Origin of the sequence: Bradyrhizobium sp. AZCC 1588 (genome assembly GCF_036924735.1) — a bacterium.
GTDB lineage: Bacteria > Pseudomonadota > Alphaproteobacteria > Rhizobiales > Xanthobacteraceae > Bradyrhizobium.
The window spans coordinates 5,175,652-5,193,512 of record NZ_JAZHSC010000001.1 but is presented as its reverse complement, the minus strand read 5'-3'; the positions used below and the strand labels follow the sequence as shown (position 1 = coordinate 5,193,512).

At 63.3% G+C, this 17,861-nt stretch carries 17 protein-coding genes; 9 read left to right on the top strand and 8 right to left on the bottom strand.

Translation table 11 applies throughout. The annotated features are described in order from the left end of the window. The first annotated feature begins 60 nt into the window (after nucleotides 1–60). Nucleotides 61–933 (top strand): SDR family oxidoreductase, encoded by an 873-nt coding sequence (locus V1277_RS24210; protein ID WP_334376566.1) that lies wholly within the window; start codon nucleotides 61–63, stop codon nucleotides 931–933. A 204-nt stretch (nucleotides 934–1,137) separates the two neighbouring features. Next, nucleotides 1,138–2,718 carry a fatty acid--CoA ligase gene (locus V1277_RS24205; protein ID WP_334418450.1) on the top strand — a complete coding sequence of 527 codons (1,581 nt, stop codon included), beginning with the start codon at nucleotides 1,138–1,140 and terminating at the stop codon, nucleotides 2,716–2,718. Nucleotides 2,719–2,816: 98 nt separating this feature from the next. On the opposite strand, the gene V1277_RS24200 is transcribed toward V1277_RS24205, so the two are convergent. Next, the gene (locus V1277_RS24200) at nucleotides 2,817–3,287 is read right to left on the bottom strand and encodes a GFA family protein (protein WP_334418449.1); all 471 of its coding nucleotides are present in this window, start codon (nucleotides 3,285–3,287) and stop codon (nucleotides 2,817–2,819) included. Between the two features lie 23 nt (nucleotides 3,288–3,310). Next, nucleotides 3,311–4,585, bottom strand: coding sequence for an acyl-CoA dehydrogenase family protein (locus tag V1277_RS24195; protein WP_334418448.1), 1,275 nt, complete (start codon nucleotides 4,583–4,585; stop codon nucleotides 3,311–3,313). A gap of 222 nt (nucleotides 4,586–4,807) precedes the next feature. Between V1277_RS24195 and V1277_RS24190 the strand changes: the two genes are divergently transcribed. Continuing rightward, entirely contained in the window at nucleotides 4,808–5,587 is a 780-nt protein-coding gene (locus tag V1277_RS24190; protein WP_334418447.1) for an enoyl-CoA hydratase-related protein, read from the top strand. Nucleotides 5,588–5,843: 256 nt separating this feature from the next. Here the strand turns inward: V1277_RS24190 and V1277_RS24185 are convergent, their stop codons facing one another. From V1277_RS24185 to V1277_RS24175, 3 genes are read right to left on the bottom strand one after another with little or no spacing between them, the layout of a single operon-like run. Next, complete coding sequence (locus V1277_RS24185) at nucleotides 5,844–6,218, bottom strand: DUF6285 domain-containing protein (protein WP_334418446.1); 375 nt, start codon at nucleotides 6,216–6,218, stop codon at nucleotides 5,844–5,846. A 1-nt stretch (nucleotide 6,219) separates the two neighbouring features. Next, on the bottom strand, nucleotides 6,220–7,206 hold the full coding sequence (locus V1277_RS24180; RefSeq protein ID WP_334418445.1) for a phosphotransferase family protein: 987 nt from the start codon (nucleotides 7,204–7,206) through the stop codon (nucleotides 6,220–6,222). Next, nucleotides 7,203–7,994, bottom strand: coding sequence for an enoyl-CoA hydratase/isomerase (locus V1277_RS24175; RefSeq protein WP_334418444.1), 792 nt, complete (start codon nucleotides 7,992–7,994; stop codon nucleotides 7,203–7,205). The genes V1277_RS24180 and V1277_RS24175 overlap by 4 nt, the downstream gene beginning before the upstream one ends. A gap of 162 nt (nucleotides 7,995–8,156) precedes the next feature. On the opposite strand from V1277_RS24175, the gene V1277_RS24170 reads away from it, so the two are divergent. Continuing rightward, nucleotides 8,157–8,936: an SDR family NAD(P)-dependent oxidoreductase gene (locus V1277_RS24170; protein ID WP_334376575.1), complete on the top strand. Its 780-nt coding sequence runs from the start codon at nucleotides 8,157–8,159 to the stop codon at nucleotides 8,934–8,936. A gap of 323 nt (nucleotides 8,937–9,259) precedes the next feature. Here the strand turns inward: V1277_RS24170 and htpX are convergent, their stop codons facing one another. After that, nucleotides 9,260–10,195 (bottom strand): zinc metalloprotease HtpX, encoded by a 936-nt coding sequence (gene htpX / locus V1277_RS24165; RefSeq protein WP_334418443.1) that lies wholly within the window; start codon nucleotides 10,193–10,195, stop codon nucleotides 9,260–9,262. A gap of 329 nt (nucleotides 10,196–10,524) precedes the next feature. On the opposite strand from htpX, the gene V1277_RS24160 reads away from it, so the two are divergent. From V1277_RS24160 to V1277_RS24145, 4 genes are all read left to right on the top strand, one after another. Next, a complete protein-coding gene (locus V1277_RS24160) occupies nucleotides 10,525–10,905 on the top strand; it encodes a VOC family protein (protein WP_334418442.1) in 381 nt (126 codons plus the stop codon). 114 nt (nucleotides 10,906–11,019) lie between these two features. Continuing rightward, nucleotides 11,020–12,354 (top strand): amidohydrolase, encoded by a 1,335-nt coding sequence (locus V1277_RS24155; RefSeq protein WP_334418441.1) that lies wholly within the window; start codon nucleotides 11,020–11,022, stop codon nucleotides 12,352–12,354. Nucleotides 12,355–12,515: 161 nt separating this feature from the next. Further along, nucleotides 12,516–13,790: an acyl-CoA dehydrogenase family protein gene (locus tag V1277_RS24150; RefSeq protein ID WP_334418440.1), complete on the top strand. Its 1,275-nt coding sequence runs from the start codon at nucleotides 12,516–12,518 to the stop codon at nucleotides 13,788–13,790. Between the two features lie 114 nt (nucleotides 13,791–13,904). Continuing rightward, a complete protein-coding gene (locus V1277_RS24145) occupies nucleotides 13,905–14,525 on the top strand; it encodes a flavin reductase family protein (protein ID WP_334418439.1) in 621 nt (206 codons plus the stop codon). Between the two features lie 92 nt (nucleotides 14,526–14,617). Here V1277_RS24145 and V1277_RS24140 read toward each other — a convergent pair whose 3' ends face one another. Further along, a complete protein-coding gene (locus V1277_RS24140) occupies nucleotides 14,618–15,379 on the bottom strand; it encodes an alpha/beta fold hydrolase (protein WP_334418438.1) in 762 nt (253 codons plus the stop codon). Nucleotides 15,380–15,499: 120 nt separating this feature from the next. Then, nucleotides 15,500–16,393, bottom strand: coding sequence for a glutathione-dependent disulfide-bond oxidoreductase (gene yghU, locus V1277_RS24135; protein ID WP_334418437.1), 894 nt, complete (start codon nucleotides 16,391–16,393; stop codon nucleotides 15,500–15,502). A 250-nt stretch (nucleotides 16,394–16,643) separates the two neighbouring features. Here yghU and V1277_RS24130 point away from each other — a divergent pair, with 250 nt between their 5' ends. Next, nucleotides 16,644–17,801, top strand: coding sequence for an aminotransferase class V-fold PLP-dependent enzyme (locus V1277_RS24130; protein ID WP_334418436.1), 1,158 nt, complete (start codon nucleotides 16,644–16,646; stop codon nucleotides 17,799–17,801). Nucleotides 17,802–17,861: the final 60 nt, after the last annotated feature.

The following is a 17,861-nucleotide window of genomic DNA, read 5'->3' as shown; positions in this document are numbered from 1 at the left end:
CGGTGTTGTCCGGTTTTAGTCAATCGACCAATTAACAGACAATCCCCTTGGGTGGAAACGATGTTCAACGATCAGCTTCTCGCCGGGCGACGCATTCTCGTGACCGGAGGCGGCACCGGCCTCGGCAAATCCATGGCCGCGCGGTTTCTCCAACTGGGAGCCGAGGTCCACATCTGCGGCCGCCGCAAGATCGTCTGCGACGAGACCGCAACCGAATTGATGGATCTGCATGGTGGGCGCGTGGTCAGCCACGGCGTCGACATCCGCAACGCCATGGCTGTCGACGAGATGATCGAACAGATCTGGGCCTCGGGCCCCCTCACCGATCTCATCAACAATGCCGCCGGTAATTTTATCTCGCGCTCGGAAGAGCTCTCGCCGCGCGGCTTTGACGCGGTCGCCAATATCGTGATGCACGGCACGTTTTACGTGACGCACGCGGTCGGTCGGCGCTGGATCGCCGCCAAGCAACGCGGCAACGTGGTGTCGATCACGGTGACCTGGGTGCGCAACGGCTCGCCCTATGTGGTGCCCTCGGCGATGAGCAAGTCGGCGATCCACGCCATGACGATGTCGCTCGCGGTCGAATGGGGCAAGTACGGCATCCGCCTCAACACCATTGCGCCCGGCGAAATCCCGACCGAGGGCATGAGCAAGCGCATCAAACCGGGCGACGAGGCCGGCGCGCGCACGCGGGCGCAGAACCCGATGGGCCGCGTCGGCACCATGGAGGAATTGCAGAACCTCGCGGTCTTCCTGATCTCCGGCGGTTGCGACTGGATCAACGGCGAGACCATCGCCATGGACGGCGCGCAGGCGCTCGCGATGGGCGGCAATTTCTATCAGTTGCGCGACTGGAGCGACGACGACTGGAACAAGGCACGCGACTCGATCAAGGCGCAGAACGAGAAGGACCGCGCCGCGCGAGGCTGATCTCGTGTCCCGGACGCGGTGCAGCGTGCAACGCTGCGCCGCTGAGCCGGGACCCAGTGCTCGCTCGGCGGATGGACCCCGGAACAGCAGCGCACCGCTAGCGCGCTGCGCAGCATCCGGGGAACGCCAATTGCCACCGTATTGTCTTTGTCGCGCGATACCGCCAAACTCCGCGCAACGATAACAAGACGATACGGGAGAGACATGTCCGCTTCGCAGCAATTGACTGATCTCGTCGACATGGTGCGCGACCGCGCCAGAACGCGCGGCAACGCGATCGCCTATGAATTCGAGGGACGCCAGACCAGCTTTGCCGACTTCGATATCAACACCAACCGCGTTGCGAACGCGCTGATCGCGCTCGGCGTCAAGCCGGGCGAGCGGATCGCCTATCTCGGCAAGAACAGTGACATCTATTTCGAGCTGCTGATGGGCGCGATGAAGGCCAAGGTGGTGATGGCGCCGGTGAACTGGCGCCTCGCCGGTCCCGAGATCGCCTTCATCGTCGGAGACTGCAAGGCGCCGGTGCTGTTCGTGGGGCCCGAGTTCATCACGCAGGTTCGCAACATCAAGGCGCAACTGCCCGACGTGCACCATGTGATCACCACCGAGGGCGGTGCGCCGGAATGGCAGGATTTCGCGGCCTGGCGCGATGCGGCCAGCGGCGACGATCCGAAGGTGGCGATCAGCCCGAAGGATATCGCGATCCAGCTCTATACCTCGGGCACCACGGGCAAGCCCAAGGGCGCGATGCTGTCGCACGCCAACTTCCTTAATCTGGTGCACGCCGGCAGCGAGGCCGAGAAGCCGGAATGGAACAAATGGACGAGCGACGACGTCTCGCTGGTGGCGATGCCGGTCTTCCACATCGGCGGCTCCGGCTGGGGCGTGATGGGGCTTTATCACGGCGCTAAGGGCGTGATCGCACGCGAGTTCGATCCGACCAGGGTGCTGGATTTCTTCGAGCTGTCCGGCATTACCAAGCTGTTCATGGTGCCGGCGGCGATGCAGTTCGTGGTGCGGCAGCCCCGCGCGCGGCAGGTGGATTTTTCGCGCCTGAAATACATGCTCTACGGCGCCTCGCCGATTCCGGCGGCATTGCTGAAGGAGTGCATCGAGGTGTTCAAGTGCGGCTTCGTGCAATTGTATGGGATGACCGAGACGACAGGCACCATCGTCGCCCTTCCGCCCGAGGATCATGTCGAGGGGCTGGAGCGCATGCGCTCCGCCGGCAAGGCGCTGACCGGCATCGAGCTTGCGATCCTCGATCCCGACGGCAACCGCCTGCCGCCTCGCCAGGTCGGCGAGATCGCGACTCGTTCGGGCTCCAACATGGTCGGCTACTGGAACCTGCCGGAGGCCACCGCCAGGACGCTCGGCAGCGACGGCTGGCTGCGCACCGGCGACGCCGGCTACATGGACGAGGACGGCTATCTCTATATCCACGACCGCATCAAGGACATGATCATCTCCGGCGGCGAGAACATCTACCCGGCCGAAGTCGAGAGCGCGATCTGTGATCATCCTGATGTCGCCGAAGCCGCCGTGATCGGCATCCCCGACGACAAATGGGGCGAAGCGGTGAAGGCGATCGTGGTGATGAGGCCGGGCAAGCAGGCGACCGCCACCGACATCATCAATTTTACGCGCGAGCGCATCGCCGGATTCAAGACGCCGAAATCGGTCGACTTCATCGAGGCACTGCCGCGCAATCCGTCGGGGAAGATCCTGCGGCGGAATCTGCGTGAGCCGTATTGGACGGGCAAGGACCGGCAGGTGAATTGACCTCGCTCTCGTAGGGTGGGCAAAGCGCAGCGTGCCCACCATTCGTTGTCATGACCTGGATAGATGGTGGGCACGGCGCAAGTGCGCCTTTGCCCACCCTACTTCCCTGCCCGCTCACGCAACGCCCGCCGGCGTTCCTTGGCTTCATCCGACCAGACCTCTGCGGGATCGTAGAACTCGGCAAACGCCTTTGCGCCCGGTGGCAGCGTCACCCAGGGCTGCTTGGTCGACGTGAAGATGTGAACGTCCGGCGGGCACTGGGACGGATCATCCATGGTACCGACGCGGACAAAACGCACCGCGGGCCCGGAGCCCGGATAGTTGCTCCAGACGGCGACCTTGCAGATCGGGCAGCGGGCGATGCGCTGACCCTTGCCACTCGCCGACGGCGTATCGATGATCTCGGGCTCGGCGCCGATATGCTCGACTCTCTCAGCCTCGTACATCGCATTGAGCGCATGCACGGTGCCGGTCTCGCGCTGGCACCAGGTGCAATGGCAGGCATGCACGATCATAGGCCTGCCGTTCAGGCGGTAGCGGACATGCCGGCATGTACATCCACCTTCCATGATCTTCTCCTTGGCCTTGCTCCTCAGTGCTTCCCCGCGCCCATGTAGCCGAACAGGAATCCCGCCACCTTCCGCTTCTGGATTTCCTCGCTGCCTTCGGTAATGCGGTAGCGGCGGTGGTGGCGGTAGATGTGTTCGAACGGCTTGTGGCGCGAATAGCCCATGCCGCCATGCACCTGCATGGCGCGGTCGGCGGCCTCGCAGCACAGGCGGTTTGCCCAGTAGTTGCACATCGAGACGCGATCGGACAGGGTGTGCTCGACTTGCGCCTGTGTGAGCTGGTCCATCTCCCACGCGGTCTTGCGGATCAACAACCTGAGCATTTCGGCCTGCGTTGCCAGCTCCACCAGCGGCCACTGTATCGCCTGGTTCTCGGCCAGCGCCTTGCCGAACGGTTTGCGCTCGCGCGCATATTTGACGCTTTCGTTGATGCAGTAGACAGCCGCGCCCAGCGAGCTCGCCGCCTGCCGGATCCGGTTCTCGTGCACAAAACATTGCGCCAGCGATAGTCCGCGGCCGATCTCGCCGAACAATGCGTCTTCGGGCACGAATACATCGGTGAAGCTGACGCGCGGATGGTCCGTCGGCATGTTGAAGGTCCACATATATTCCTCGACCTTCACGCCCTCGCTCTTGGCCGGCACCAGGAAGCAGGTGATGCCGCGCGCGTCGCCGTCATTGCCTGATGTTCGGGCAAACAGCGCACAATGGGTCGCGACATGCATGCCGGTGGTCCACATTTTCTGGCCGTTGATGATCCAGCCCTTGACGTTGTCACGCGTCGCCTGCACCGCCCTGGTTTCCATATGCGTCGCGTCGGAACCGTGATCAGGCTCGGTGAGGCCGAAGGTGATGCGGTATTTTCCTGATATCGAGCCTTCGATCATCGCCTTCTGCTCGTCGGTGCCGTAGCGGTCGAGCATGGTCACGAGCGGCAGATTGCCGACGATCGAATGCTCGTTCTGCAGATCATTGTGCAGGCCAAGGCCCTTTGCGGCGAAGTGCTCGCGGATGACGGCCATCCAGAGGTTGGACCCGTCCTTGCCGCCATAGCGCTTCGGGATCGCGAACCGCAAATGGCCGGCGGCGTCGGCGAGGTTCTTGGCCTTGCGCAGCAGCGCTTCCCATTCATGCCGAGGCAGGCCGCCGTTTTCGAAATCGGTACGCGCCCATTCGCGGCGATGATCGAAGAAGCGGATGTTGTCGTCGGCATCCTCCAGCGGCTTGATCTCGCGCGCGATGAAGCGATCGAGTTCGTCGAGATAGGCCGTGAGGTCGGCAGGCAGGTTGAAATCCAAGGCGGTCTCTCCCGGAAATGTCGTTTATTGCTTTTGCGTTTAGGCGCTACGCGGCGCTCCTGCTCGGATCGATTTAGGTTGGAAGACCACGCCCAAGTCAAGCAACGGAGCAGGCCTTGGCACGCGCGGGGGCCTTGCGTAATTGGATGGTTTCGGACGGCTGGCCGGCGCTATGATCGCGGCCAATATTCTTCGCCGCAGAAAATCCAAACGGGAGCAAACATGGACCTGAAATTCTCCAAGGTGACACGCAAGGGGCCGATCACGATCATCACGCTGTCACGGCCGGAAGTGTACAATGCGTTGCATATCGACGCGCATTTCGAGCTCAACAAGGTGTTCGACGATTTTTCCGCGGACCCTGCGCAATGGGTGGCGATCGTCACCGGCGCCGGCGACAAGGCGTTCTGCGCCGGCAACGATTTGAAATGGCAGGCGGCCGGCGGAAAACGCGGCTGGGACAAGGGCGGCTTCGCCGGCCTCACCTCGCGCTTTGACTGCGACAAACCGATCATCGCCGCCGTCAACGGCGTCGCGATGGGCGGCGGCTTCGAGATCGCGCTGGCCTGCGATCTCATCATTGCCTCGGAGAATGCGACCTTCGCCCTGCCCGAGCCGCGCGTCGGCCTTGCCGCGCTTGCCGGCGGCGTGCACCGGCTGCCGCGGCAGATCGGGCTGAAGCGCGCCATGGGCATGATCCTCACCGCGCGCCACGTCTCGGCCAAGGAGGGACTTGAGCTCGGCTTCGTCAACGAGGTGGTTCCGGCCGGCGAAGCGCTCGCCGCGGCGGAGCGCTGGGCGGAGACGATCTGCAAGAACTCGCCGATGTCGATCCGCGCCTCCAAGCAGGCGATCCAGCGCGGCCTCGAAGTGTCGCTGGAACACGCGATCGCCGAGCAGCGCGAATACCCGGCCGTGAAGGCGATGGCGGCCTCGCAGGATTACATCGAGGGACCGAAGGCGTTTGCGGAGAAGCGTCCGCCGAAATGGCTGGGGCGGTGACATCCTCGTGTCCCGGACGCGGTGCGGCGCGTAGCGCCGCTCCGCAGAGCCGGGACCCACGTCGCCGCGAATGGACCCCGGCTCTGCAGCGCACCGCCATAGCGTGTCGAAGACGCGCGTAAACGCGCTTATGGCGCTGCGCTGCGTCCGGGGAACGCCACAGAGATTCCGCTCAGCCTCGTAGGATGGGTAGAGCGCAGCGAAACCCATCGTTCGGCCGTTGATGCATGATGGGTTTCGCTTCGCTCTACCCATCCTACGGTTTCCCCAGCTCCCTCTTGTAGGACGCGTAATTCGGCTGATCGACGGCGAGCTTATCCATCGTCGTCTGCCAGAGATGTTCTGCTAGCCCCGGCGTTTGCAGATCGACTTCGCCTCTGGCGATCTTCTCGCACAGCGCGCGATTCAACTCGATCAACGCACCATCCATGCCGAGCAACTGCTTCAGCCGCGCGGTCTCCGCTGCGTCGCTGCCCTGCTCCAGCGACAATTGCCGCGTCACCAGGTCGAGCGCGTTGATGCCGACGCGGAGCTTGAAGGCGTTATGGCCCTTGATCTCAGGTGCGATTTCGTTGCGAAGGAAATCCGCGACGGCCTTGACCAGTTCGGTAGGTGTCGGTTCGTCTTGCATCTCACCCTCCTCTCGGTGCCAGCAACCGCAGCAAGTCGATCTCAGTCTCCGACGAGCGCCGCCCGATCATGGCGCGTTCCATCGAATGGTCGGGGCCTTGCCGGAAACGCTGCATCATGCCGCAGCACATAATGCCCCAGCGCAGCGTGCCCATCACTTCCCAGAACATCACACGATCAGGATCGACCTTGCGGCCGGCTCCCTCGTATCCGGCGAACAATTCCTCCCGCGTCCCGAAACCTCCGACCGGCTTGTCGATCTCGCCGAAGCGCCAGGAGTTGACGCAGATCCACCCCAAGTCTTCCATCGGATCGCCGACATGCGCGAGCTCCCAGTCCAGCACCGCACGGACGCCATCGGCGCCGATGATCAGGTTGCCGTGGCGAAAATCGCCATGCACCAGCGTCACCTCCTGCGACGGTCCGGGATCGCGCTCACGCAGCCAGCGTAGCGCCAGCTCGAACACCGGCCGCGGCCAGTTGAAGCTGCGGTATTCCCGCTCGAGGTCGGCGATCTCCTTCGTCGCGCTCATCTCGCGCAATTTCGGCAGTTTCGCTGGGGCTAAGCCGTGAATGCCGGCGATCACGCGGCCCAACTGCCGCGCCAGGATCGGCCGCGCCTTGGCGAATTGCTCATCTCGCAGGATCTTGCGCGCGATGGTCTCGCCCTCGATGCGTTGCATGATGAAGCCGCGGCCGAGTTCGTCCTCCGGCTTCAGCACATGCATCACGCGCGGCGAAGGCAGGCCGGCGTCATGTGCCAATTGCATCAGCGTCGCCTCGGCATCCAGGCCGGCGGCCCGCCCCGGCGACGCGCCATAGCCCAGCGGCGCGCGGCGCAGGATGGCGCCAACATTGCCGCTCGGATGCACGATATCGAACGTCCAGGTCTCCTGGCTGGCGCCGCCGGAGAGCTTGGCGGCCCCAGTCACGCCGGTCGCTCCCGGATACCAGGAGGCGACGCAGCGCCCGAGTTGCTCCTCGATCATTTGCCCCTGAACTTGGCGGGACGCTTTTCAAGGAAGGCGCTGACGCCTTCCTTGAAATCATCAGCCGCGCCGGCGATGCGTTGCGATTCGAATTCGAGGTTGAGCTGCTCCTCGAAGGAATTCTCCGGGCTGTCCCAGTAGAGCTTTCGGATCAGCGACAGCGCGATGGTCGGGCCATTGGCGAGCTCATGCGCGAGCTTCATCGCCTCCTCCATCAAGTCAGCATCGTCATAGACGCGGTTGACGAGGCCCCATTCCAACGCCTTCTCAGCCGGCAACCGTTCGCCCATCAGCGACAGTTCGACTGAGCGCGCCTTGCCGATCATGCGCGGCAACAGCCAGGTCGAGCCGCAGTCCGGCACTAGGCCGATGCGCCGGAACGCCTGCAGGAAATAGGACGAGCGGGCGCAGAGGATCATGTCGCCCATCAGCGCAAAGCTCATGCCGGCGCCCGCGGCGGGACCGTTGACGGCCGTGACGATCGGGCAATGCAGCCGGCGCAGCCGCCGCAGGAACGGATGAAAACCGATTTCCAGCGATTGCCCGGCATTGCTCTTGCCGGGCTTCTGGTTGTTGCGGCCCTGCAGATTGGCGCCGGTACAGAAGGCGCGTCCAGCGCCGGTCAGCACGAGGCAGCGCACCTCCTCTCGCTTCTCCTCGATCGCATCGAGCGCTTCGCCAAGCCCGCCCAGCATGTCCATCGAGACCGCGTTCATGACCTCCTGATGGTCGAGCTTGAGAACGGCGACCGCGCCATCGAAATCGAGCGTGACGTGCTTGAACTGCATTGTTTCCTCTTAACTTGTGTTTACGCGCTATTTCGCTGCGCGGAAGACCGGACGATGTCTTGGTCCATATTTGATTTTCCTGGCGGCGTTGTCCATGCTTGCGCCAGACCATCTGCCCGCCGCAGGGCGCAACTCTGTTGCCAAACAAAATGGAAACATCCAATGAGCATCTTTGACCTCACCGGCCGCACGGCCGTCATCACCGGCGGCAATGGCGGCATCGGCCTCGGCATTGCGCAGGCGCTGAACGCGCAAGGCTGCAACGTCTCGATCTGGGGCCGCAATGGCGACAAGAACAAGAGCGCGGCGACAACCATGTCGGCCGGACCCGGCAAGGTGCATACGCAAATCTGCGACGTCTCCGACCCCGCCTCCGTCAAGGCCGCGATGAAGGCGACGCTCGATACGTTCGGCCGTGTCGATGGCTGCTTTGCCAATGCCGGTATCGGCGGCGGCGGACGGCGCGCCTTTATCGACCGCACCGAGGAGGAATGGCGAAAAATGTTCGCGACCAATCTCGACGGCGTCTTCCACGTGTTTCAGGCCGCCGCCCGCCACATGACCGAACGTGCGGACGCCGGCGACAAATTCGGCCGGCTGGTTGCGACCTCGAGCCTGGCGTCCTTGTTCGGCACCGCGCGCAACGAGCACTACGCCGGCACCAAGGCGGCGCTGAACGCGCTGTGCCGCGCGCTCGCGGTCGAGCTGGCGCGCTACGGCGTCACCGCCAACGCGATCCTGCCCGGCTGGATCAAGAGCGACATGACGTCGGGGTTGATGGCCAACGACAAATTCGTCGCCAACGTGATGCCGCGCATTCCAGTGCGCCGCTTCGGCGAGCCGAGCGATTTCGGCGGCATCGCGGTGTACATCATGAGCAAGGCATCGTCGTATCATACGGCGGATTGCTTTGTGATCGATGGCGGGTATACGGCGTTTTGAGATTGGCTGTGGTGACGTAATGGGCCTCGTGGTTCGAGATGCGCGGCCCTACCAAGACTTGTCATGCCCCGCAAAGGCGGGGCATCCAGTACGCCGCGGCGTCTCGGCTCAATCACTGCTGTCTCTGGAATACTGGATCCCCGCCTTCGCGGGGATGACAACTGAATATGAAGCGGCCTTCTCGCGACATGCTTTGCCGTCGCGTCGCGTTGCCGCAGTTCGTAGGGTGGGCAAAGCGAAGCGTGCCCACCATCAAGCAGCGCGATCGGTGAGAGATGGTGGGCACGGCGCATGCGCGCCTTTGCCCACCCTATGCGGTCATTTTATCCCCACGGGCCGCGTGAGGTAGAAGTCCGGCCCCATGGGCCGCGGCCCGGATAGTTGGCGCGCGCGTTGGCGGAGAGCGTGCCGCCCTGCGCGCCAAGCTCCGCCGCGAGCTGCTGCAACGCGGCGATGCGGTTCTCGGTCGAGGGGTGCGTCGTGAAGAGATTGTCCATGCCCTGCCCCGACAACGGGTTGATGATGAACATGTGCGCCGTCGCCGGATTGCGCTCCGCTTCCGGATTCGGAACCACATGCGCGGCATTGGCGATCTTGGCCAGAGCGGACGCAAGCCACATCGGCTGGCCGCAAATGCGCGCGCCGAGATCGTCGGCAGCGTATTCGCGGGTCCGGCTGATCGCCATCTGCACCAGCATGGCGCCGAGCGGGGCCAGGATCATCATGGCAATCGATCCGATGATGCCGGGACCGTTGTCGCGGTTGCCGCCAAAGAACATGCCGAACTGCGCCAGCATCGAGACCGCACCGGCGATGGTCGCGGTGATGGTCATCAGCAGCGTATCGTGATTTTTGATATGCGCGAGCTCGTGCGCGATCACGCCCGCGAGTTCTTCGCGGCTGACCGACTGCACCAGACCCGTGGTCACGGCGACCGCCGCGTTCTGCGGATTGCGGCCGGTGGCGAAGGCGTTGGGCTGCGGCTCGTCCATCAGGAACACGCGCGGCATCGGCAGGCCGGCGCGGCCGGCGAGTTCAGCCACGAGATTGAAGAGGTCAGGCGCCGTGCGCTGGTCGACCTCATGGGCGCCGTACATCGACAGCACCATGCGGTCCGAATTCCAGTAGGCGAAAAGATTGGTCGCAGCCGCGATCACGAGCGCGATCGTGGCACCGGTGGCGCCGCCGATCAGATAGCCGACGCCCATGAAGAGGCCGGTCAGACCGGCCAACAGAATGGCAGTCTTAAAATAGCTCATTGTCGTCTCCTTGCCGCCCGCGGCGGATACGCCGGGCTGGCATCCCAGAGGTAGGAACTCACCCGAGACCGCTTCAAGATGCCGGGGTGCGTCGAGGCGCCGCGTTTGGCGACAGGAACCAACGCGCCAGCCGGATTAACGATCCGTAATCCGGTGGGATCGCGTGGCTTTTCGGCTACCGGACGGGGCTGCTTGTAGAACGCCCGCGCCGCCGTCTACATTGCCCGGCAACGGGCAGCGTGATGAGGCGGCCGGGAAAGCGAAGTGGCAAGCAATTTGCGTTTGTTCGGAAAATGTTCGTCCGGAAAAACTGGGAGGAAATTGAAGAAATGTTTTCGCATGTGATGATCGGCACCAACGACCTCGACAAGGCCAAGGCGTTCTATGACGCATTGCTCGGCACCCTCGGTGTGCGGCCGGCACGGGTCGACGGCCACCGCATTTTCTACATCACCAAGACCGGGATATTCTCGGTGACCAAGCCGATCAACGGCCAGCCCGCGACGCCCGCCAATGGCGGCACCATCGGCTTTGCGGCCGACTCGGCCGAACAGGCCGACGCATGGCACGCGGCCGGCATCGCCAATGGCGGAACGACCTGCGAAAATCCGCCGGGCATCCGCGAAGGCAGCGCAGGCAAACTCTATCTCGCTTATTTGCGCGATCTCGACGGCAACAAGATCTGCGCGATGCACCGGCTGCCGGCGTAGGTCGTAGGGTGGGTTAGGCGAAGCCGTAACCCACCATCTTTACTTTGCGGATAGGTGGGTTACGCCTTCGGCTAACCCACCTAGACGCCTGCAACGCAATCAGGGGCCATGCCCATGAGTCGATTTGTCAGATCCCTCGCGGCGTCCGCCGCACTGTTTGCGGCCAGCCTGCTGCCTGCCTACGCAGAGCTCGATGTTACCAGTCTCAAGAAGGCGATCGAGACTTCGCTTGCAAGCGATTATCCAAAGCTCGACGCGCTCTACAAGGAAATCCACGCCCATCCTGAGCTTGCGTTTCAGGAAGTGAAGACCGCCGCCAGGCTTGCTGCGGAAATGCGCGCACTCGGTTTCGACGTCACCGAAAATGTCGGCAAGACCGGACTGGTCGCCATGTACCGGAATGGCGAGGGCCCCACCATCATGGTGCGCACCGAGCTCGACGCCCTGCCGATGGAGGAGAAGACCGGCCTCGACTATGCGAGCCGCGCCAAGACCAATTGGATGGGGCGGGAGGTGTTCGTCGCCCATAGCTGCGGCCACGACATCCACATGGCGAGCTGGGTCGGAACGGCGAAGACGCTGCTTGGCCTGAAGGAGCAGTGGCGCGGCACGCTGATGTTCACCGCCCAGCCGGCGGAAGAAATCGTGGCCGGCGCGCGCGCCATGATTGGCGATGGCCTGTTCTCGCGCTTTCCCAAGCCCGACATCGCGTTTGCCCTGCATGCCGGTCCGTTCCCTCATGGCACGGGCTTCTATCGTACCGGAGTCGGCTCGTCCGCCGCCGACGGCCTCGATATAACATTCCACGGCCGCGGCGGTCACGGCTCGGCGCCGCACACGACCGTCGACCCCGTGGGGATAGCGGCGCGCTTCATTGTCGAAGTGCAAAGCGTGATCAGCCGCGAAAAGGACCCGGCCGAATTCGGTGTCGTGAGCATCGGCGCCATTCACGGTGGCACCGCTCCAAATATCATCCCCGACTCGGTGCGGCTCTCCGGCACCATTCGCTCCTACAAGCCCGAGGTTCGCGCCAAACTACATGCCGGGATCGAACGGACGGCAAAGGCGGCCGCGGCGATGTCGGACGCTCCCGCTCCCGACATCAGGATCGTCGAGGGCACCAAGCCCGTCATGAACGATCCGGATGTGGTCGCGGCTACCGCCGACGTGCTGAAGGCGGCATTCGGCGATAAGTTCAAGCTTTCGCCGCCGACGACCGCAAGCGAGGATTTCTCCGAATTCGCCGGCGCAGGCGTGCCATCGATGATGTTCAACATCGGCGTCTATGACCAGGAACGTATCGACGCAGCACGCAACGGCGGGCCACCGATACCGTCCAATCATTCGCCGCTGTTCGCGCCGGTGCCGAAACCGACCATCGAAACCGGCGTCACCGCCATGACGCTCGCGGTGCTCGGCGCCTTCGATCAGAAGGCCCGGCGCAAATGAGAGGGACACGAAGGTAAGTTATGGGGGGACCATCCGGCTTCCCATGAGACGGAAAATCGTCTCCCATTGCCCGCGCTTGTACAAGCCCTCTCCTCCCGTCTACATTGCCGGCCAACGAGCCGAGCGCGCCCGCGATCTTTGCGCAAATGGGAGGAATATCCATGAAACACGCCTACATCCCGCGGACGACGACCTATAATCTAAACCCGGGCGAAGAACTCAACGATTTGCGCATGTCGGACGAGGTTCGTCCGCTCTACGAGCACGTCAAGAAATTCATCCGCGAGACCGTCGATCCGATGTCGGTCGAGTTCATGCGGCTCGGCGAGGGCAAGAAGGACCGCTGGAGCTTTACGCCGGAGCAACTCGCGGTGCTGCAGAAGGCCAAGGACAGGGCCAAGGAAGAAGGCCTGTGGAATTTCTTTTTGCCTGATGCCGAGACCGGCGAAGGCCTGAAGAATCTCGACTACGCCTATATCGCGGTTGAACTGGCGAAGAATCCGCTGGCGTCGGAGACCATGAACTGCTCGGCGCCCGATACCGGCAACATGGAGGTGCTGGAGCGCGTCGGCACCAAGGAGCAGAAGGAGAAGTGGCTGAAGCCGCTGCTTGCAGGCGAAATCCGCTCGGCCTACGCGATGACCGAACCCAACGTTGCCTCCTCCGACGCCAAGAATATTTCCACCACGGCAAAACTCGTCGGCGACGAATGGGTGATCAACGGCGAGAAGTATTACATCTCCGGCGCCGGCGATCCGCGCTGTAAGATCATGATCGTGATGGTGAAGACCAATCCCGATGCGCCGCCGAGCAAGCAGCAGTCGCAGATCCTCGTGCCGATCGACACCCCCGGCGTCGAGATTTTGGGCCCGATGCACGTGTTCGGCCACGACCACGCGCCGCGCGGCCACATGCATCTGCGATTCAACAATTGCCGGGTGCCGAAGGAGAACATTTTGCTCGGCGAAGGCCGCGGCTTTGAAATCTCGCAAGTCCGCCTCGGACCGGGCCGCATCCATCACTGCATGCGCACCATCGGCAAGGCGGAAAAGGCGCTCGACCTGATGGTGTCGCGCGGGCTCACCCGCGAAGCCTTCGGCAAGAAGATCGCCCATCTCGGCGGCAACTTGCAGATCATCGCGCAGGCGCGCTGCGAGATCGAGGCGATGCGCCTGATGGTGCTGAAAGCCGCGAAAGCGATGGACGTGCTCGGCAACAAGGAGGCGCGGATCTGGGTCAGCATGGTCAAGGCCATGGTGCCGGAGCGTACCTGCAAGATCATCGACCAGGCGATCCAGATGCACGGCGCCACCGGCATTTCGCAGTGGAGCCCGCTCGGCGAGATGTACCAGGACGTCCGCCACCTCCGCTTCGCCGACGGTCCGGACGAGGTGCACTGGATGGTGGTCGGAAGGCATGAACTGAGCATGCCGTAACCTGAGCTGTCGTAGGGTGGGCAAAGGCGTGCAAGCGCCGTGCCCACCGCTACTAGCGCCCGCACTGAGTGGTGGGCACGCTGCGCTTTGCCCACCCTACGCGGAGCCCCTTGCATGCAATACGACCCCAGCGACTTAAAACCCCGCGAGCGCTACAAGGTGCTCACCTCCTTCGTGCTGCCGCGGCCGATCGCGTGGGTGACGACGATCGGTCTGACCGGCGTGGTCAACGCGGCGCCGTTCAGCTTCTTCAACGTGTTCTGCGAGGATCCGCCGCTCTGCATGTTTGCCGCCAATCTGCGGCCCGACGGCCGCGTCAAGGATACCGTGATCAACATCCGGCGGACTAACGAGTTCGTCGTCAACATGACCGACGAGCCCTTGGCGCGGGCGATGCATGAAAGCAGCGGTGATTTTCCGCCCGAGGTCGGCGAGCCGGACTATCTCGATCTCAAACTGGCGCCCTCGACCAAAATCACCGTACCGCGGCTGGCGGATGCGCCGTTTGCGATGGAGTGCAAGACCTGGAAGGAGATCGACGTCAACGGCGACCGGCTGTTGGTGATGGGCGAAGGCATCCACTTCCATATCCGCGACGAATTATGGGACCACGCCGCGATGCGCGTGCACATGGAGCGCTATCACCCGATCGGCCGCATGTTCGCGGACCGTTATTGCCGGACCGACGACCGCGTGGTGTTTCCGCCGGCGGAAGGGGCGAAGGCGGCGGTCTAATTTGTAGGGTGGGCAAAGGCGCACTTGCGCCATGCCCACCATCTCTCGCCGATCTGCGGCGCTAATGGTGGGCACGCTTCGCTTTGCCCACCCTACGAATCTCGGCTTGGCCTATGCGCACGCAGGAAAGACCGGATCTGCCGCACCGCGAGCGGCACCCGCTCTTTCGGCTCTTTCCACGGAAACAGGCTGACCTCCGCGTTCGGCGCCAGCATCGCGCTTTCCATAGCGACCGCGTAAGGATGGGCCGGGATGTCGTCGGGCAGGATCAGCACCGGCGTCTGGCATTGGCGGACGAAATCGCGCGTCACGGTGAAGACGAAATCGGGATCGGTGCGATACATCCGGGTCAGGAATTTTTCTGCCTGCTCCATCGTGATGTCGAGCCGGCGTTTTGTCAGTTCCGGCGCCCAGCCGGTCATGTTGTTATTGTAAAACAGGTCGCGCATTTCGGGACGCGAGCCTGACGGCATCGCCAATACGGCGGCGGCGACGCGATCCGGCGCGCGCTTGATCAGATTCCAGATCAAGGGGCCGCCGATGCAAAAACCCAGCACCATGAATTTTTCAAAGCCGAGGTGATCCATCAAGGCGAGTTGGTCGTCGGTGTGGGAATCCCAGGGGCGCTCGATCTCGAGCGGGCCGGTGGATTGGCCGGGCGGCGCGTTGCGCAGGTCGTAGGCGATGCAGCGGTATTCGTTGCCGAATTCCTTGATGGCGTTGAAGGGCGGATAGTCGCCGGTGATGCCGGAGATGTTCGAATTCAATCCGCCGCCGGCGATCAGGAGCAGCGGAAAGCCGGAGCCGGCTTCCTCGTAGTGGATGCGGACTGGGCCTTTTTCGAAAAAGCTCATGGCGGTTTTTCCTCTGCCCTGTTGGGCGCGCGGGACCTTTGTTGGTTGTTTATCGAGAGTCCCCGTGCGGAGGCGGTGCCTCCGCGCATTCGACTGGCGAAGAAATCCCCTGCCCTCGCCTCACCCCTGCGCGGGCTCGCCGATCTTGTCCTGCGTCCTGGTATCGAAATCGCTTGCCTCGTGCCGCTCGTGCAACTGGCTTGCCGGATCGCCGGAGATGCGGTTGACCATGCGCCCACGCTTCACCGCCGGGCGCTTGGCGATCGCGTCGGTCCAGCGCTGCACGTTCTTGTATTCGTGTACCGAGAGGAATTCGCCGGCGCCGTAGACCAGGCCCTTGGCCAGCGCGCCGTACCATGGCCAGGTCGCCATGTCGGCGATCGTGTATTCGCTCCCTGCGAGATATTCGTTGTCGGCCAAACGCCGATTGAGCACGTCGAGCTGGCGCTTCACCTCCATGGCGTAGCGGTCGATGGCGTACTCGATCTTGGTCGGCGCATAAGCGTAAAAATGGCCGAAGCCGCCGCCGAGATACGGCGCGCTGCCCATCTGCCAGAACAGCCACGACAGGCATTCGGCCCGCGCCGCGCCGCCCGCCGGCAAAAACGCACCGAACTTTTCGGCGAGATGCATCAGGATCGCGCCTGATTCAAACACCCGGATCGGCGTCGGTCCGCTGCGATCCATCAGTGCGGGGATCTTCGAGTTTGGATTGACTGCGACAAAGCCGCTGCCGAACTGATTGCCGTCGATCTTGATCAGCCAGGCGTCGTATTCAGCGCCGCTGTGGCCAGCCGCAAGCAACTCCTCGAACATGACCGTGACCTTGACGCCGTTGGGAGTAGCCAGCGAGTAGAGCTGGAACGGATGGCGGCCGACCGGCAGCTCCGCCTCATGCGTAGGGCCTGCGATCGGGCGATTGATGGCGGCGAACCGGCCGCCGCTTTCCTTGTTCCAGGTCCAGACTTTTGGCGGGACGTATTCGGCGGGATCGTTAACGGGGGCGTCGGTCATTAGGGTTGGCTCCAGGCTTCTTCGGCGTCTCGCGATTGCGTGATCTGTCGCGCGGTGGCCGGCGTAATCCATGTAGGGCTTCGTATCAGCACCGCAACAGAACAAAAAGCGCGCAAAAGTCAGGGGAGGAATGCGCCATGCCACGCCTGCCTTGATTGCACGAGGGAAGTGTACTCGGAGCAATGCTGCTGTGGCTGGTGTAATCGAGATCGGTCATAATGGAGGTGTCGCCAGCAAAGAGACCATCCACATGCTCCCATCACAGCGCGCCCTGTTCGAGATACCGCGCCAGATCTGCTACCTGAACGCCGCCTCTTACAGCCCGCTGCCGCTTCGAACGCTGGAGGCCGGCCGCGCCGCGGTTCTCCGCAAGGGCACGCCGTGGACGCTAGAGGCTTCCTTCGCCAATCAGCAGCATGAACGCGCGCGCCTTGCTGCCGCCCGGCTGATCAATGCCGAAGCCGCCGATATCGCGCTGATTTCCTCGATCAGTTACGGCGTTGCGACCGCCGCGAAGATGCTGCCGATCGCCCGCGGCACGCGCGTGATCGTGCTGGAGAACGATCATTCCTCGCCGGTGCTCGAATGGCAGACGCGGGCCGAGAAAGAAGGGTTCACCGTCGAGACGGTGCGGCAACCTGACGATGGCGACTGGACGGCGGCGGTTCTCGGAAGCATCGAGCGATCCGGCGCTCCGCCGGTCAGCCTGGCCTCGATCTCATCAATGCACTGGTCGGACGGCGGGTTGATCGATGTCGACAAAGTCGGCGCGGCTCTGCGGCAGCGGGGCGCCGCCTTCCTTGTCGACGCGACGCACAGCATTGGCGTGCTGACGACCGACGTGAAGCGTCTCGACCCGGATTTTGTGATCTTCCCGACCTACAAATGGCTGCTCGGCCCTTACGGCCGCGCCTTTCTCTATGTTGCCAAACGTCATCAAGGCGGTATCCCGCTTGAGCAGACCGCGTCCGGCCGTTGCAACGTGCGCGCCGATAACGCTGTCTATTTCACCGATCTCAGTTATGTTCCCGATGCGCGGCGCTTCGACATGGGCGAGCGCGACCATTTCATCTCGATGGAGATGGCCTCGATCGGCATGGAGATGATGGCTGACTGGGGCGCGCCGGCCATTGTGCAACGTCTCACGATGCTGACGGAGCGGATCGCGCAAGCCGTGCGCGGCGTCGGCGTCCACGTTCTCGAACCTCACCTGCGGGCGCCGCATGTATTGAGCCTCGCCTTCAAGGGCGGAATGCCGGCGGGCCTCGTCGAAGGATTGGCGAGCGAAGGCGTCTATGTCGCACCGCGCCTCGGGCGCATGCGCATCTCGCCCCACGTCTATAATGACGAGGCCGATGTCGATCGATTTGTTGAGGTGTTGGCGCGGCGGCTGCGGTATAGGCTGTAGGGTGGGCAAAGGCGCACTTGCGCCGTGCCCACCATTCATGCCGCGCCGCAAGATGGGCAC

Coding starts and splice junctions, on each gene's coding strand:
- V1277_RS24170 (WP_334376575.1), top strand. CDS start 8,157: ATGAGCATCTTTGACCTCACCGGCCGCACGGCCGTCATCACCGGCGGC.
- V1277_RS24150 (WP_334418440.1), top strand. CDS start 12,516: ATGAAACACGCCTACATCCCGCGGACGACGACCTATAATCTAAACCCG.
- V1277_RS24160 (WP_334418442.1), top strand. CDS start 10,525: ATGTTTTCGCATGTGATGATCGGCACCAACGACCTCGACAAGGCCAAG.
- V1277_RS24175 (WP_334418444.1), bottom strand. CDS start 7,994: ATGCAGTTCAAGCACGTCACGCTCGATTTCGATGGCGCGGTCGCCGTT.
- V1277_RS24205 (WP_334418450.1), top strand. CDS start 1,138: ATGTCCGCTTCGCAGCAATTGACTGATCTCGTCGACATGGTGCGCGAC.
- V1277_RS24140 (WP_334418438.1), bottom strand. CDS start 15,379: ATGAGCTTTTTCGAAAAAGGCCCAGTCCGCATCCACTACGAGGAAGCC.
- htpX (WP_334418443.1), bottom strand. CDS start 10,195: ATGAGCTATTTTAAGACTGCCATTCTGTTGGCCGGTCTGACCGGCCTC.
- V1277_RS24130 (WP_334418436.1), top strand. CDS start 16,644: ATGCTCCCATCACAGCGCGCCCTGTTCGAGATACCGCGCCAGATCTGC.
- V1277_RS24210 (WP_334376566.1), top strand. CDS start 61: ATGTTCAACGATCAGCTTCTCGCCGGGCGACGCATTCTCGTGACCGGA.
- V1277_RS24145 (WP_334418439.1), top strand. CDS start 13,905: ATGCAATACGACCCCAGCGACTTAAAACCCCGCGAGCGCTACAAGGTG.
- V1277_RS24185 (WP_334418446.1), bottom strand. CDS start 6,218: ATGCAAGACGAACCGACACCTACCGAACTGGTCAAGGCCGTCGCGGAT.
- V1277_RS24200 (WP_334418449.1), bottom strand. CDS start 3,287: ATGGAAGGTGGATGTACATGCCGGCATGTCCGCTACCGCCTGAACGGC.
- yghU (WP_334418437.1), bottom strand. CDS start 16,393: ATGACCGACGCCCCCGTTAACGATCCCGCCGAATACGTCCCGCCAAAA.
- V1277_RS24155 (WP_334418441.1), top strand. CDS start 11,020: ATGAGTCGATTTGTCAGATCCCTCGCGGCGTCCGCCGCACTGTTTGCG.
- V1277_RS24190 (WP_334418447.1), top strand. CDS start 4,808: ATGGACCTGAAATTCTCCAAGGTGACACGCAAGGGGCCGATCACGATC.
- V1277_RS24180 (WP_334418445.1), bottom strand. CDS start 7,206: ATGATCGAGGAGCAACTCGGGCGCTGCGTCGCCTCCTGGTATCCGGGA.